This window comes from Paenibacillus sp. B-A-8 (assembly GCF_048572915.1).
Taxonomy (GTDB): domain Bacteria; phylum Bacillota; class Bacilli; order Paenibacillales; family Paenibacillaceae; genus Paenibacillus_AQ.
Map to the genome: position 1 here is coordinate 29,565 of NZ_CP183882.1, position 14,315 is coordinate 43,879.

At 43.9% G+C, this 14,315-nt stretch carries 16 protein-coding genes, 1 rRNA gene and 1 riboswitch; of the genes, 15 read left to right on the forward strand and 2 right to left on the reverse strand.

Features of this window, described 5'->3' with window-relative positions:
- The first annotated feature begins 2 nt into the window (after window positions 1-2).
- Together rrf and ACN6MV_RS00115 are read left to right on the forward strand one after the other, a co-directional pair.
- Window positions 3-119, forward strand: a 5S ribosomal RNA gene (gene rrf / locus ACN6MV_RS00110).
- A gap of 255 nt (window positions 120-374) precedes the next feature.
- Window positions 375-788 (forward strand): hypothetical protein, encoded by a 414-nt coding sequence (locus ACN6MV_RS00115; protein WP_042123070.1) that lies wholly within the window; start codon window positions 375-377, stop codon window positions 786-788.
- A 75-nt stretch (window positions 789-863) separates the two neighbouring features.
- Here ACN6MV_RS00115 and ACN6MV_RS00120 read toward each other — a convergent pair whose 3' ends face one another.
- Window positions 864-1,388, reverse strand: a complete 525-nt coding sequence (locus ACN6MV_RS00120; RefSeq protein WP_042123072.1) for a hypothetical protein — start codon at window positions 1,386-1,388, stop codon at window positions 864-866.
- 208 nt (window positions 1,389-1,596) lie between these two features.
- On the opposite strand from ACN6MV_RS00120, the gene ACN6MV_RS00125 reads away from it, so the two are divergent.
- The 10 genes from ACN6MV_RS00125 to rsmI all read left to right on the forward strand — a co-directional run bounded on the left by ACN6MV_RS00125 (window position 1,597) and on the right by rsmI (window position 9,309).
- Entirely contained in the window at window positions 1,597-1,782 is a 186-nt protein-coding gene (locus tag ACN6MV_RS00125; RefSeq protein WP_042123074.1) for a sigma factor G inhibitor Gin, read from the forward strand.
- A gap of 209 nt (window positions 1,783-1,991) precedes the next feature.
- Window positions 1,992-3,533 carry an aminotransferase class I/II-fold pyridoxal phosphate-dependent enzyme gene (locus ACN6MV_RS00130; protein ID WP_419885498.1) on the forward strand — a complete coding sequence of 514 codons (1,542 nt, stop codon included), beginning with the start codon at window positions 1,992-1,994 and terminating at the stop codon, window positions 3,531-3,533.
- Window positions 3,534-4,175, forward strand: a complete 642-nt coding sequence (gene tmk, locus ACN6MV_RS00135; protein ID WP_042123078.1) for a dTMP kinase — start codon at window positions 3,534-3,536, stop codon at window positions 4,173-4,175. It abuts the gene before it with no gap.
- 123 nt (window positions 4,176-4,298) lie between these two features.
- Window positions 4,299-4,628, forward strand: a complete 330-nt coding sequence (locus ACN6MV_RS00140) for a cyclic-di-AMP receptor (protein WP_042123080.1) — start codon at window positions 4,299-4,301, stop codon at window positions 4,626-4,628.
- Between the two features lie 49 nt (window positions 4,629-4,677).
- The gene (locus ACN6MV_RS00145) at window positions 4,678-5,121 is read left to right on the forward strand and encodes a YaaR family protein (RefSeq protein WP_042123083.1); all 444 of its coding nucleotides are present in this window, start codon (window positions 4,678-4,680) and stop codon (window positions 5,119-5,121) included.
- A gap of 17 nt (window positions 5,122-5,138) precedes the next feature.
- Window positions 5,139-6,113, forward strand: a complete 975-nt coding sequence (gene holB / locus ACN6MV_RS00150) for a DNA polymerase III subunit delta' (protein ID WP_042123085.1) — start codon at window positions 5,139-5,141, stop codon at window positions 6,111-6,113.
- Window positions 6,114-6,252: 139 nt separating this feature from the next.
- Window positions 6,253-7,053, forward strand: coding sequence for a PSP1 domain-containing protein (locus tag ACN6MV_RS00155; protein ID WP_042123087.1), 801 nt, complete (start codon window positions 6,253-6,255; stop codon window positions 7,051-7,053).
- 31 nt (window positions 7,054-7,084) lie between these two features.
- Entirely contained in the window at window positions 7,085-7,450 is a 366-nt protein-coding gene (gene yabA, locus ACN6MV_RS00160) for a DNA replication initiation control protein YabA (protein ID WP_042123089.1), read from the forward strand.
- 177 nt (window positions 7,451-7,627) lie between these two features.
- The gene (locus ACN6MV_RS00165) at window positions 7,628-8,401 is read left to right on the forward strand and encodes a tRNA1(Val) (adenine(37)-N6)-methyltransferase (protein ID WP_419885499.1); all 774 of its coding nucleotides are present in this window, start codon (window positions 7,628-7,630) and stop codon (window positions 8,399-8,401) included.
- The gene (rsmI, locus tag ACN6MV_RS00170; RefSeq protein WP_042123093.1) at window positions 8,398-9,309 is read left to right on the forward strand and encodes a 16S rRNA (cytidine(1402)-2'-O)-methyltransferase; all 912 of its coding nucleotides are present in this window, start codon (window positions 8,398-8,400) and stop codon (window positions 9,307-9,309) included. The genes ACN6MV_RS00165 and rsmI overlap by 4 nt, the downstream gene beginning before the upstream one ends.
- A 243-nt stretch (window positions 9,310-9,552) precedes the next feature.
- On the opposite strand, the gene ACN6MV_RS00175 is transcribed toward rsmI, so the two are convergent.
- Window positions 9,553-9,807 carry an AbrB/MazE/SpoVT family DNA-binding domain-containing protein gene (locus tag ACN6MV_RS00175; RefSeq protein ID WP_042123095.1) on the reverse strand — a complete coding sequence of 85 codons (255 nt, stop codon included), beginning with the start codon at window positions 9,805-9,807 and terminating at the stop codon, window positions 9,553-9,555.
- Between the two features lie 304 nt (window positions 9,808-10,111).
- Here ACN6MV_RS00175 and ACN6MV_RS00180 point away from each other — a divergent pair, with 304 nt between their 5' ends.
- From ACN6MV_RS00180 to ACN6MV_RS00190, 3 genes are all read left to right on the forward strand, one after another.
- Complete coding sequence (locus tag ACN6MV_RS00180) at window positions 10,112-11,395, forward strand: HD domain-containing protein (protein WP_419885500.1); 1,284 nt, start codon at window positions 10,112-10,114, stop codon at window positions 11,393-11,395.
- A 149-nt stretch (window positions 11,396-11,544) separates the two neighbouring features.
- Complete coding sequence (locus tag ACN6MV_RS00185; RefSeq protein ID WP_042123099.1) at window positions 11,545-12,315, forward strand: TatD family hydrolase; 771 nt, start codon at window positions 11,545-11,547, stop codon at window positions 12,313-12,315.
- Between the two features lie 197 nt (window positions 12,316-12,512).
- Window positions 12,513-12,742, forward strand: a riboswitch (cyclic di-AMP (ydaO/yuaA leader).
- Between the two features lie 281 nt (window positions 12,743-13,023).
- Window positions 13,024-14,187 (forward strand): ubiquitin-like domain-containing protein, encoded by a 1,164-nt coding sequence (locus tag ACN6MV_RS00190; RefSeq protein WP_419885501.1) that lies wholly within the window; start codon window positions 13,024-13,026, stop codon window positions 14,185-14,187.
- The last annotated feature ends 128 nt before the right edge of the window (window positions 14,188-14,315 follow it).

A 14,315-nucleotide genomic window follows, 5' to 3' on the forward strand; every position in this document is an offset into this window, starting at 1 on the left:
CGTTTGGTGGCGATAGCGGAGGGGTTCCACGCGTACCCATCCCGAACACGACCGTTAAGCCCTCCAGCGCCGATGGTACTTGGACCGAAGGGTCCTGGGAGAGTAGGACGTTGCCAAGCAGATTAAGCCATTGTTGATAATATCAGCAGTGGCTTTTTTATTTTTTTATTATGCGACTGTTTAAGGCTAGTAATAGTATTAGAATAGGTTACTGTGGAATGACATTTTTGTTACCGACGCCGCGTTGGATACAAGTATAATAGAAAAGTGCTAATAGTTAGCAAATCTTTAATACGAAGGAACTACTCATAAATTCTAACTTTGAATTTTCTTGTGTCTTTAGATGCATTGTAGAGGTAAGGAGGATTTAAGGCATGAAACAATTTAAAATATTTAGTTTAATAATGATTTCTTGTATTTTAACTTTAATACTAGCAAGTTGCGGGACCAAAGAACCTACGTGGGATACTTTTGAGGGTGCACTGAATGAGAAAAGCTTCCCTGTCCCCCATGAGGCCAACTCGCCCGACCAGACTACTACTAATGTTGCTATGGATTATGTACGTTATTCTTTACCTGGCCTAAAGGAGAAGAACGGTATTCCGGATCCTTATATGGAGGCTATTAAAGCTTGGGGCTGGACCGAAGAGGAAGATGATGATAGTGACTCTTCAGGTGTTTTTTTAAAGGATGGGTTAACGGTTCATTTAACAGTGCATGATGATTATTTTGTAGTGATGATTCCTAAAGAAAAGAAGACCTCTATTAAAGGCCTTAAGACCAAATAAACAATCGCCATCCTTTAAGGATGGCGATTTATTTTTTAATATGAAAATGGTATGAGCTATATTAGGGACTGCCCTTTACTGAGAGTAATAGGATACATCGGTTGGATTGAATTTCAGCATGCCTCCCTGACCCTGTTTATTCAATCTTAGTAGTGTATAAAGACGGGGCAGTAAGAGCCATAAGTGGCAAGTGATCAGAGATACTGTAAATGCTGGTGGTGACCAAAAAATAAAGAGTGCTGCAATACAAAGGCCGATATAGAAGTTATGTAGTTGTACTTTTCGGAATATACGGTAACTAATGTGCTGATCAGGCATGAACCCCAGCCAAGGCAGTTTAAATGAGACAGACCACCTTTTTGAAATGGGATGCCCTGAGATTAAAAGAACCGAGCGTGAAATGACATATTGAACCCAAAAGGCTACAGGCGCTGCTATGACGATGTAGAGAATGCTCCACCAGGAAAGAAATACGGTTTCAAGCACAAGGACTAATAGGGGAAGCATAATATAAATAGGCAGCAGGCGTGCCGTTAGATTGATTTTTTTAATTAGTTTATATTGATAGAATGTAGCTGCACCTTTGGTAGTGGGTTCCATAGATAATAGTCTAACCTCCTCGTGAATTCGTATGTTCTTAATATCGGCGATTAGCTGTATTTTATTAAACTGGTGCGGAAATTCACCGATATAACGGCAACGGAATATATATAAAGCACGATACAAAGGATATGAAAAAACTATGAAAAGGTTTAAAATGATAGAAGGTGTATCATACTGTTCTTAAAAGAGTCAAGGTGGGATGGTTATGGAACAGCAAACCGGGCAAGCTTGTATCATTTGTGGACAGGTAAAAGAGGAAGGTATTGTGATTGTCTCGCATTTTATTTGTGAGGAATGTGAGGCTGAGATGATACGTACCGAGGCTGAGGATGCCAAGTACCGTTTTTTTATCGGCCGGATGAAGAAGATCGGATTGCAAAAGAACGCTTAAGTAGAGTAACTCTGTTAAATGATGCGGTTAAGAGAGCAGTCTGGATGAAAGATACGATGGCTGCATTAGTGATATTTAGTATACGGCTTCCTCGTTCTTCAGGCGGGAGAAGCCGTTTTGTTGTCCGTGGGGTTGCTTTTGTACTGAAGCATAGGCGTTTATGAATATTTACGTTAAAATAGAAGGAACCCTATGGGAAGGAATTTAATATGAATAAATTACAACGTTGTAGGGCGCCTATATACGAAATGCTGGAACAATATAGAATTATGGGTAATAGATCATATCATGTGCCAGGTCATAAAAATGGAAAGGCATATGATGGCGTTGAAGGCGCTGGCTTTTTAGATGAGGTAATGAAGTATGATGTTACGGAAATTTCCGGAACGGATGATCTTCATCATCCTGAGGGAGTTATCAAGGAAGCGCAAGAGCTGGCAGCAGATTGCTTTGGAGCAGAGGAAAGTTTTTTTCTAGTGGGTGGGAGTACAGCCGGCAATCTGGCTCTTATTCTAACCGCTTGTCCCGAGCCTGGAATGCTTATGATCCTTCAACGCAATGTGCATAAGTCAGTCATTCATGGGCTGATGTTGGCTGGAGTGCGTGCTGTTTTTCTGGAGCCGCTGATTGACCCTCTTAGCGGCTTAGCAGTGGCGCCGGCGGCAGAAGCTGTTAAGGCTGCACTTACAGCCTACCCTGAAGCCGCAGCCGTACTTGTAACCATGCCAAATTATTACGGCATGGGCAGTGATCTTGCGCCCCTCGCGCGTATCTGTCACGACAGCGGTGTACCGCTGCTTGTGGATGAGGCGCATGGGGCGCATTACGGGCAGCACCCGGCGCTGCCTGCCGGGGCACTAGCTTGTGGCGCGGACGGTGTCGTGCAGTCCACGCACAAGATGCTCACAGCGATGACCATGGGCGCTATGCTGCATGTTCAAGGGCCGCGGCTCGACCGCGCCCTGCTCCGGCAGCGGCTCGCCATGGTGCAGAGCTCCAGCCCATCATATCCTATGATGGCGTCGCTGGATCTTGCCCGGCGGCTGCTGCACAGCCGGGGCAAGGATGCCTTCACGGCGGGGCTGGCCGCCGTGGACGTCCTGCGGCGCGGGCTCGCGGAGCTGCCGCGCTATGGGCAGGTGCAGCCGGCAGAGCCGCTGCACCCAAATACGCCGCCTGATTCTATGGCGGCGTACGTGACACAGGACCCCTTCAAAGTCGTCATTTATGACGCCACCGGGGTCCTGAGCGGCTTCGAGCTGCAGCGCAAGCTCGAGGCTAAGGGCTGTGTGCCGGAGATGAGTGATGACCGGCACGTAGTGCTGCTGTTCAGCCTTGGATCAAGGGCTGAAGATGCAGAGCAATTGCTGCTGGCGCTGCGGGAAATAGATTCGGAACAACCTTCCGAATCACCGCATACGCTTAGCAAACCAGACGCTCGTAATATTTCCACGTGGAACAATTTCGATTCTTTACAAATCTCGGAGCCTGTCTCCTTTTCATTGAAGCCAGTGTTAGCTAGTGAGATTGAAAGCATTGATCTTGAATGTAGCGTGGGGAGAGTGGCGGCGGAGATGGTTATTCCATATCCGCCGGGGATCCCGATATTATATCCGGGTGAAGTGATCACAAATCAGATACAAAGAAGGCTGGCTGGTTTAGCCAAAGGAGGCGCCAAATTTCAGGCTTGTGCTGATCCGGTCTTACAGCGTATTAAGGTATACAACATTCAGAAGGGCGGAGAAGCATAAGTGGGAAAAGAAGGTTTCTTCATTACATTAGAAGGGGGCGATGGCTCCGGCAAAACAACGGTATTAGGTAGAGTAGCAGCCTATTTACAGAATCGGTCCATGCCTTATCGAATAACACGTGAACCCGGTGGCGTTGAAATTGCCGAGAAGATTCGCTCTATTATTCTAGATCCTGCCCATACAGCAATGGATGCGCGCACAGAGGCATTGCTATACGCTGCATCAAGAAGCCAACATCTCGCCGAAGTCGTTGAGCCGGCTCTTAGAGAAGGGCTAACAGTGCTCTGTGACCGTTTTGTGGACAGCAGCCTTGTTTATCAAGGACATGCGAGAGGGCTTGGAATTGAAGAAGTATGGAGTATTAATCGCTTTGCGATTGGAAACCGTATGCCGGATCTAACCTTTTATCTGGATGTAGATCCAGAGATAGGGCTGTCACGGATTGCAGCAAATCAAGAACGGGAAGTAAATCGTCTGGATCTGGAGAGTCTTTCCTTTCATCAGAAGGTTCGCGAAGGCTATCAATTATTAGTTGAAGCAAATCCGGACAGAATAGTAGTTCTAGATGCTAATCGCCCTATTCATATGGTAGAACAAGATATCGTGAGAACACTTGAAGAGAGAGTATTAAAGGGTTTTTAGGGTGTTTTGTCTAATATACTAAGAGAAGTGACATATAACTAGGCGTTTGTTTATCAAGCAAGGGTTACTACGAGAAACTCTATGTAGTAATACACCATAAAAGTATTGGGAGGGAATGCGAAGATGAAGTTGATCATTGCAATTATCCAGGATAAGGACAGTAACCGGTTGTCCAGCGAGCTAGTCAAAGCCAATTTCCGTGCTACTAAACTTGCAAGTACTGGTGGCTTTTTACGGGCGGGTAATACGACATTTATGATCGGGGTAGAAGACGGTCAGATTGAATCCGTATTGACCGTAATCCGTAACAGCTGTAAAGTGCGTGAGCAGTTGGTCACTCCGGTAACACCGATGAGTGGTACAACGGATTCGTATTTGCCGCTTCCTGTCGAGGTGCAAGTCGGTGGAGCTACTGTATTCGTACTTCCTGTAGATCGTTTTGAACATTATTAAGTATAATATAAATTAGCAAGTCATTTACAAAAAGGGCGGTAGATAACCTTTGAAGATCAATCCGGGGTATAGGCCCTTAAAGAGTGAGATGACAAATACAGAAGGGGCTAACAAACCCGTTCAGCAAAAAACGTTCTCTGACGTTTTTCAGCAGCAAAGTGAGCAGAAAACCAAAGATGAACTAAACCGCCAGATCAAAGAAATACAGTCTCAAGGGGATCGTTTATCTAAGTCTATGACGATTCGTGAACTTACCATTTACCGGATGATGATCAAAAGGTTTCTGGAAGAAACGGCTCGAAGAGGCGTTACTCTGAAAGAAACACGCGGTTGGGATCGACGTGGCCGTGGCAAGCGTTACAAGCTGCTTGAGGAAATTGATTCGGCTTTGCTATCTATGGCAGATGATTTGCTGAATAGTGAGCAAGGCCGGATAGATCTGTTGGGACGTGTTGGAGAAATTCGCGGGTTGTTAATCAACCTTTCTTTTTAAAGTTTTGGGAGGAAATTATGCCTTTTCATGATATAGTAGGCCAGGAGAACGCTAAGCGGCTTCTCCAAAATGCCTTGCGCAAAGAAGCTGTGAGTCATGCTTATTTATTTACAGGACCGGCAGGCAGTGGACAAATGAAAACGGCGCTGATGTTTGCCCAAGCAATATTTTGTACCCAGAGCAAGGACGATGCCTGTGGGGAATGCCTGGAGTGCCGGAAAGTAGAGCATGGAAACCACCCTGATTTGTCACTGCTGCAGCCAGATGGAGCAAGTATTAAAATAGATCAAATCCGTGAGCTGCAGCGCGTCTTTTCCTATCGGTCAGAGGGTGTGAATCCGAAAGTATATATTATAGATGGAGCAGACAAAATGACAGTACAAGCTGCCAATAGTCTGCTGAAATTTCTGGAGGAGCCACCGGCTCCGGCTGTTGGAATCTTAATTTCTGATAATAGCCGTTCCTTATTGCCAACGATTCAGTCGCGGACTCAGCGGATTCCATTTAGTCCGTTAAATCCGGATATTATGCTGCAAGCTCTGGCAAGTGAGGGCGTTCCTATACCCTTAGCTCGATGTGCAGTATCACTTAGTTCAGGACTTGATGGTTGCAGGAAACTTTTGGAACAGAATTGGTTTGCAGAAATGAGAAATGTAATGTTACAATTAGCTAAGGAGTCCTTAGGCAAGGGCAGCTCCGCGGTAGCAACTGCTGGGCAGAAGCTGTTCAAGACCGGGCTCGCTGAACATTTGGATATCTTCTTCAGCATGTTCCATCTGTGGTTTAAAGATATGCTCTACTTCCTGTACCGTAAGCATGAGAGTATCGTTTTCATAGATCAGTTAGACTTTATTTCCAGGCATGCCCGTGAGCGGAGTGCGGAACAATGGGTGGCTTATATGGGATTTGCCGCAGAGAGTACTAAGAAGCTGCGATCCAATGCCAATGCCCAGTTGTGTCTGGAGCAGTTTTTAATCCGACTGGAAAGTTAAAGGATTAGTTATGATATATCCTCCGGATGTCGCTTTACCTGGAAGTATCGTTTTAACCGACGAGGAAGGACAAGCATGAATCATCAGGGAGCGGACATGCCCATAGGTTCCTTTTACCGGCAAACAAGGGGGTTAATTTTTGTACAGCGTAGTAGGTGTCCGTTTTAAAAAAGCGGGTAAAATATATTATTTCGATCCACTTGATTTTCCGATTGAACGGGATCAATATGTTATTGTGGAGACAGCACGTGGGGTTGAATACGGTAAAGTTGTCGTAGGCAAAAAAGAGGTGGAAGAATCCGACGTAGTGTTGCCCCTCAAAAAAGTGATGCGTATTGCCGGAGAAACCGACGCACGCGTGGTTGAAGAGAACAAAGGGGCCGCTAAAGAGGCGTTTACCACCTGTTTAAATAAAATACGCGACCATGGTCTCAAAATGAAGCTCGTCGATGTAGAGTTTACTTTTGACCGTAATAAGATTATATTTTACTTTACGGCCGAAGGACGGGTCGACTTTAGAGAATTGGTTAAAGATCTAGCAAGTATCTTCCGGACCCGCATTGAGCTACGGCAAATTGGGGTGCGTGATGAGGCCAAAATGCTTGGTGGACTTGGACCTTGTGGACGAGTGCTTTGTTGTTCATCTTGGTTAGGGGATTTTGAACCCGTATCCATAAAAATGGCCAAGGATCAGAACCTATCACTTAATCCGACGAAGATTTCAGGACTTTGTGGACGTCTGATGTGTTGTTTGAAGTTTGAGCATGACAATTATGAGAGTGTAAAGGAAGAAATGCCAGCGGTCGGCAAGATTGTCGTGACCTCATTGGGTGATGGCAAAGTAGTAGGACTTAATGCCGGAAGCCGTACGGTTCATGTACAGTTGTTTGAAGTGGGCAAAGTTAAGGAACTTCCAATGGATGATGTTGTCGTCAAGTAAACCATTATAAGGTTACTTTCGGGGTGGAAACTTGGAGAAGAAAAATATATTTGCACACATGCAGGATATGGAAGCACAGATGGAAACGATGCGCGCCAATCTTGGAGAATGGAAACAGACGGTAAAAGAGCTGATGGAAGCTAATCAGAGGTTAACTCTGGAGAATGAACAGCTTCGCAAAATTTTAAAGCGGGATGCACCTTTGGATCCTACCGTAGATTCTGCGGAGGCGGAAGCTCTTTTAGCTGCCGGAGAGGGAACAGAAGAGGTTGTCGGGGAAGGTTATGACAACTTGGCCCGGCTTTACCATGAAGGCTTTCACATCTGTAATGTTTATTTTGGACATTTACGCACGGAAGGTGATTGTCTGTTCTGTCTTTCTTTTCTTAATAAATGAGGATATCCAGCCGTAGGAGATTGATCCTACGGTTTTTTTTGAATTTAGGCTAAATGAGGTTAACGAATTCAATGGAGCTAGACTCAACAAAACAAAGCATATGCTTCCCAAGCAAGTTTTATCTCAGTGATATATTCAATGAAACTTAGCTCAACAAAACTTTTAGGAGATTATTACATGACTAATTCTTATAACGATATACCTGTTCCTTTGTTACCAACGGAGCGGGTGGATGATTTACTAACGCATGATTTACGAATTATTCAAAGCGATGAAGTATTTAGCTTTTCTATGGATGCTGTACTTCTTGCACGTTTCGCCAGCGTCCCGCCACGCGGGAGAGTCCTGGATCTTTGTACTGGAAACGGTGTAATACCTATTCTGATGACAACCCGAACAAAAGCTTCTATAGAAGGGATTGAAATTCAGCCTCGTTTAGCGGATATGGCTCGGCGTAGTGTGGCTTTGAATGGACTTCAGGATCAGGTTGTGATCCATGAAGGTGATTTACGTGAGTTATATAAAGTAGCAGGGCATGGCGTATATGATGCGATAACTGTTAATCCTCCTTATATGCCGCTTAACGGTAGTGACCTAAAGCTGAACACGCATCAAGCTATGGCTCGTCACGAAATAGGGTGTACACTGGAGGAGGTCATTCAAGCCTGTGTGCGACTAGTTCGGACCGGAGGAAAGGTAAGTATGGTTCACAAGCCACAACGGTTGGTGGATATTATTAGTCTTATGAGAAAATATAGGCTAGAGCCTAAGATTATTCGCTTTGTACATCCACGTGCGCATCTGGAAGCCAACATGGTATTAATTGAAGCGATTCGTGACGGCAAACCAGAGGTTCGTTTACAGCCACCACTCATTGTATATAATGAGGACAATCAATACTGTCCAGAAATTATGGACATCTACTACGGTGCTAAAGAGGGTAAATCATGACGATATCATGCCAAAGCAGTTTCCAAAACAATAACAATACACATAAGCAGGAATCAACAGGTTCACTCTTTTTGGTGGCAACACCCATCGGTAATTTAGAGGATATGACCTATCGCGCTGTTCGCACATTGCAGGAATGCGATATTATAGCTGCTGAGGATACAAGACAAACTCGAAAATTGTTAAGCCATTTTGAAATTACACCTTCTATGCTGTTCAGTTACCATGAGCATAATAAGGCTGCCAGTGGACCTGAACTTATCCGCTATATAATAGAAGGAAAAAATTTGGCTCTCGTCAGCGATGCCGGATTACCAGCCATTTCTGATCCTGGTGCAGACCTTGTAGCCCTTGCCATAAGTCACGGTATACCAGTGATTCCTATACCTGGAGCTAACGCAGCTTTGTCAGCTTTAATTGCTTCTGGTTTGCCTACGACTACGTTCACTTTTATCGGTTTCTTACCACGTGAACGTAAAGATATCCGTGCGGTATTAAGTCCTCTTCGTTCGGCACAAGGGACCATACTGTTCTATGAGTCTCCACATCGAGTGGTGAAGACGCTGGCTCATCTCCAAGAAGCATTCGGCAATCGACGAATTGTACTGGCTCGTGAATTGACGAAGAGATATGAAGAGTTTTTACGTGGGACGATTGAGGAATGTGCGGATTGGCTTGCTGAACATCCACCGCTTGGCGAGTATGTAATCGTTGTTGAAGGTGAGAGTAAGGAAGATGCCGAATTGGCAGAATCGGCTTGGTGGCGCCAGTTAAGTATTGAGGAGCATGTTGCACATTACGAAGCGGCAGATTTACCACGTAAAGAAGCTATGAAAAAAGCAGCTTCTGATCGTGGTGTTGCAAAGCGGGATATTTATAACGCGCTTCTTGATAAAGCTGAGCAGTAAGTGTTATAGACCGGTTCTTATGCTGAGAGGCTAAGAATACAAAGTTTAATTGTGCTTAAGAGATTTACATGTAGGTTAATGTACTTTGTACAAAGAGGGGAATAAGTCCTTTTAGACACCCTTTTGAGGCGGGAAACTGAAGTAAAAGCAGAAAAAAAATACCTCCCGCGGTCACGGGAGGTCAAGGAGATATGAAAAGGTTAGAATTAACAATTTGATTAGTTCTATTATATACTATTTATTTTAGTTTGTCACAGGGGTAGGAATAGTAGAAATGCATTCATGACAAACTATTTTTCCTTTAAAGTAAGTTACGTTCTCAGCGTTGCCACAGAAAATGCAGGCAGGCTCATATTTCTTAAGCATAATGCGCTCACCATCAACGTAAATTTCAAGTGCGTCTTTTTCACCAATACCAAGAGTACGGCGCAATTCAATGGGAATAACTACCCGACCAAGTTCGTCTACTTTTCTTACAATTCCTGTTGATTTCATCATAACAATCGTTACTCCTCTCAATGTCCCAAAAACGCCATTATTCGACATTGTTCACTGTTTTATGATATTCATAATACCAACGATTCCCAAAACAGTCAACCTTTTTTCATATGCTAATTAAGAACTTTTTCACAAAAACTTTGAATTGCCTATCATAATCACGAATTCTAAAAAAAGTGTAAAAATAAACTTTGTCGATTTACCAAGACTAAAATCGTCATCATTCGACAAAGTACGACATAATTACTTATTATATACTTAAATTGGTTAAAATCATATTAAATTTAAAAAAGGAGTTGATCTCATGAAGCAGCCGCTTACAGAAGAAAAGGTTTTCAAAGATCCGGTTCACAACTATATCCACGTGCAGGATACTATTATTTGGCGACTAATAAATACAAAGGAGTTTCAGCGTCTACGCCGAATCCGCCAGCTGGGTACCTCGTATCTGACTTTTCATGGTGCAGAGCATAGTCGGTTTTCTCATTCCCTTGGGGTATACGAAATTACACGTAGAATCATTTCGCAATTTGAACGAAGCGGGTATAAGGATTGGATTCCTGAAGAAAGTCTGCTAACCTTGTGTGCGGCTTTGCTTCATGATCTGGGGCATGGTCCATTTTCTCATTCTATAGAAGAAGCTTTTGAAATGAACCATGAGGATTGGACTTGTCGTATTATTCTGGAGGACACAGAAATAACTGAAATCTTGCGTGATGTGGAGGAGGATTTTCCTCGTAAAGTAGCTTCAGTGATCTCCAAAACTTATGAGCATGAAATCGTTGTTAATCTGGTTTCCAGTCCGCTAGATGCTGATCGCATGGATTATTTGTTGCGTGATGCGTACTATACAGGTGTAAACTATGGAACGATCGATATTGATCGGATTTTGAGAATGCTGCGTCCTTATAATGGTCGGGTTGTGGTAAAAGAATCGGGAATGCATGCGATTGAGGATTATTTAATGTCGCGTTATCAAATGTACTGGCAAGTATATTTTCATCCGGTGACACGCAGCTCTGAGATTATTTTGCGACAAATTTTCCGTAGAGCTAAGGAGCTTTTCCAAGAGGGGTACCATTTTAGTTTTATGATTAATCCGCTGGAGGATTTGTTCCGTGGAGAGGTGACAGTGAAGCAATATTTAATGTTAGATGAGGCGCTGGTACAGACGGCTTTTATGCAGTGGACGCTTGAAAAAGATGAGCTATTAAGCGACTTGTGTACCCGTTTTATTCATCGTAAACTGTATAAATATGTTGAGATGGAGAATCTTGATACAGATATGATTACTGAAATTCGCAGCAGTTTTGCGGCAGCGGGACTTCACCCGGAATATGACTTGGAGATTGATTTTCCGACAGATTTACCCTATGATGTGTTCCGTCCGGGAGAAGCCTTTGACAATAAGCAAATCTTGCTGCTTGATCGACATGATCAGCTGAGGGAAATTTCAGAGGTGTCGGATATTGTACGCTCTATTAGCGGCATTCATCGTGGCAGGTATCATTTGTATTTTCCTCAAGATAAGTTGAGACAAGCGCTTACACGATTGCCATCTTCAATAGCAGTGATTTTTGCAAAATAATACAAGAAAATATGGGATTTTTGACAAGAAGAAACGATGTTTTCGTCTTTTGAAATCAATAACTGCTTCTCGTAGAAATAGACGATACAATAGATGGCGTGAAATTCACACTGTCTTATGTTAAAAAACAACAAGGAGTGACGGCAAAAATGTTTCTGTTTGACACACATACGCATCTGGATGCACCTCAATTCGACGAGGATCGCGAAGAAGTTATCGCTCGTGCTGTAGAGGCTGGCGTTAGTAAGATGATTAATATCGGATTTAATCGGGAGACGATTCCCTCTACGATGAAGCTGGCAGAATCTTATGATTATATTTATGCTGCAGTGGGCTGGCATCCACAGGATGCGATAGATATGAAAGAAGGAGATCTCGATTGGATCGCTTCTCTGTGCAGTCATAAAAAAGTGGTGGCTATTGGGGAAATTGGACTGGATTATTACTGGGATACCTCTCCCAAGGATGTGCAACATGAGGTTTTTCGCAAGCAAATCGGACTAGCCCGTGAACTAAAGATGCCGATTTGTATTCATGACCGTGATGCCCATGAAGATGTTGTACGGATTTTGCGGGAAGAAAAGGCAAATGAGGTTGGAGGCGTAATGCACTCATTCTCAGGAAGCTGGGAAACAGCAAAAATGTGCTTGAATCTTGGTTTTCATTTATCGTTTGGAGGACCCATTACGTTCAAAAATGCACGAGTGCCAAAAGAAGTGCTTGCGCAGACCCCGTTAGACCGATTATTGATCGAAACGGATGCTCCATATTTGACTCCTCATCCCTTCCGCGGGAAGCGAAATGAGAGTGCTCATGTGAAGTTGGTAGCAGAGGCGGCAGCTGAAATTAAAGGGCTAACATGGGAAGAATTGGCTAAAATAACGTATGCGAACGCACTGGAACGATTTGGGATTGAGTGAAAACGGGAGTAAAACAGGCGAAAAATAGAGAATGGCCGATATATTAAACTTTTTTAATATAAAAACGGCTGAATATTACAATATTTTAACCAAATTTTTGCTTAAACGTGGTTGAATCGTCCTTTACAACATGCATCAAAACAGGATATCATCTTTTCAGTGATGTGAGCTGTGTTATAGTGACAGCCACTGATTCATGGATCGTCTCGCTGAGTCTCCGTATGGAGAACGGGGGAACCAATATTGACCTGTCGCATGCCTGTATTTTGAATACGGCTTCGACGTGCCACAGGACAGTATTTGATTTCTTCACGTGGTCTTTGGGGTGAATTTAAGGGCAACCGCCATGAGCGGGTGACCTGAAATAGGGCGTCTCTCTTTCGTCCGAACCCGACAGCTAACCCCGTAAGCGCAAGTAAGAGAGGCAACCTCGTGCACAAGCATTCTCTATTCTGAATTTGGAGAAGCCACGAAAGAGTCCTCAATTGAACTCTTTTTAGGCTTTTTTATTTTTGAATAAATAGAATGTTGCCCACATACTGTTATATAACAGGGGTGGGAGTAGCTGTGCCGAGCAGGCGATCCATGAGCAGGAGACGCTAAGTTATTAAGTGCGTGTCCTGTGACAATCTCAAATAGTTTCGTCAAAGGAATTCAGTCCTCATGATATACAATTGACGACGGGGCTATGTAAGGAGGATGGAGAGAATGGGCGTATTCCAACCAGAAGTATCCCATGATTCGCAGTCATCCAGCAGGTCTTTCGCACTACGGTGGGAGCAAGTAAATACTCGCGTACTTTTACTTGCAGGCGTGATTTCAGTCGCTATCGCGCTACTTATTCTGCTGTACGTACACGGTCAAAGTAACAAACAATTATTTTTAGTAATAGACGGGCAGACACAGACGCTTGAAACGCGAGAAGCGCTTCTTGGTGATGTGCTGGAGAAAGAGCAAATTTCGCTGCAGCCGCATGATGAACTATCTTTAGGACTGAGTGATGAAATAAAAGACGGTGACCGTGTCGTTATCAATCGTGCGCAGAAAATTAGCCTTACTGCGGACGGAGCAACAAAAACGTTATATACAACCGAGGATACAATCGGTAAAGCAATTGACAAAATGGGCATCACCCTAGAAGGTCATGATAAGATTTTCCCTTCGTTAGACACCGCCATTTCTGCCAACATGGAGATTAAGATTGTTCGCATCAACAAACAGACTGTACAGCGGACAACTAACTTACCCTTCAGAGTCATCAAGACAGCAGACCCCTCCCTTACTGTGGGAACAGTTAGAGTGGCACAGGCAGGCAAACCAGGCGTCATGATTCAGCATATTGAAAAGATCTACCAAGACGGAGAACTGGCCTCTATGCGCATGATTGGTAAGGAAGTACAAACGGTAACGAAAGATAAAGTTATTGCCGTTGGTACCAAACCACTTCCTAAGCCGGCTGTAGCTAAGACTACAACAACTTCCAATTCAAACACTACTTCCAAAACGGCTAAGGTTAGCGCCAAGACTAATAACGTCACAAGCAAGGCTGGCGTAGACTTTGAGTACAAGAAGATGATTAAGAACGTCTCCATGACAGCTTATTCATCAGAAGAGCCAGGTATAGGTACCAAAACTGCCTCCGGAACACGCGTAACGGAAGGTCGTACAATTGCAGTAGACCCGAATGTAATCCCTATTGGCTGGTGGGTATATATTGAGGGGCTTGGATTCCGCCGAGCTGAAGATACTGGCGGTGCCATTAAAGGCAATAAAGTAGACGTCTATTACGATTCACTGAGCCATGTGCGTAATTTCGGTCGTAAATCACGTACCGTTTATGTGATTGGACCTGTGAAGCCGGAGTTAAATTAGTTCGGAAGCTTTTGCAAATTATTCTTTGATAAGCTATAGTGATGATAACCGTTAAGGAACGCCAGATGATCATTTCGTTGATCGCAGAGCAACCGCTCATCACTTATAAATTCTTTAACCAAAAGAAG

Coding starts and splice junctions, on each gene's coding strand:
- ACN6MV_RS00115 (WP_042123070.1), top strand. CDS start 375: ATGAAACAATTTAAAATATTTAGTTTAATAATGATTTCTTGTATTTTA.
- ACN6MV_RS00120 (WP_042123072.1), bottom strand. CDS start 1,388: ATGGAACCCACTACCAAAGGTGCAGCTACATTCTATCAATATAAACTA.
- ACN6MV_RS00125 (WP_042123074.1), top strand. CDS start 1,597: ATGGAACAGCAAACCGGGCAAGCTTGTATCATTTGTGGACAGGTAAAA.
- ACN6MV_RS00130 (WP_419885498.1), top strand. CDS start 1,992: ATGAATAAATTACAACGTTGTAGGGCGCCTATATACGAAATGCTGGAA.
- ACN6MV_RS00140 (WP_042123080.1), top strand. CDS start 4,299: ATGAAGTTGATCATTGCAATTATCCAGGATAAGGACAGTAACCGGTTG.
- holB (WP_042123085.1), top strand. CDS start 5,139: ATGCCTTTTCATGATATAGTAGGCCAGGAGAACGCTAAGCGGCTTCTC.
- ACN6MV_RS00165 (WP_419885499.1), top strand. CDS start 7,628: ATGACTAATTCTTATAACGATATACCTGTTCCTTTGTTACCAACGGAG.
- rsmI (WP_042123093.1), top strand. CDS start 8,398: ATGACGATATCATGCCAAAGCAGTTTCCAAAACAATAACAATACACAT.
- ACN6MV_RS00175 (WP_042123095.1), bottom strand. CDS start 9,807: ATGATGAAATCAACAGGAATTGTAAGAAAAGTAGACGAACTTGGTCGG.
- ACN6MV_RS00180 (WP_419885500.1), top strand. CDS start 10,112: ATGAAGCAGCCGCTTACAGAAGAAAAGGTTTTCAAAGATCCGGTTCAC.
- ACN6MV_RS00185 (WP_042123099.1), top strand. CDS start 11,545: ATGTTTCTGTTTGACACACATACGCATCTGGATGCACCTCAATTCGAC.
- ACN6MV_RS00190 (WP_419885501.1), top strand. CDS start 13,024: ATGGGCGTATTCCAACCAGAAGTATCCCATGATTCGCAGTCATCCAGC.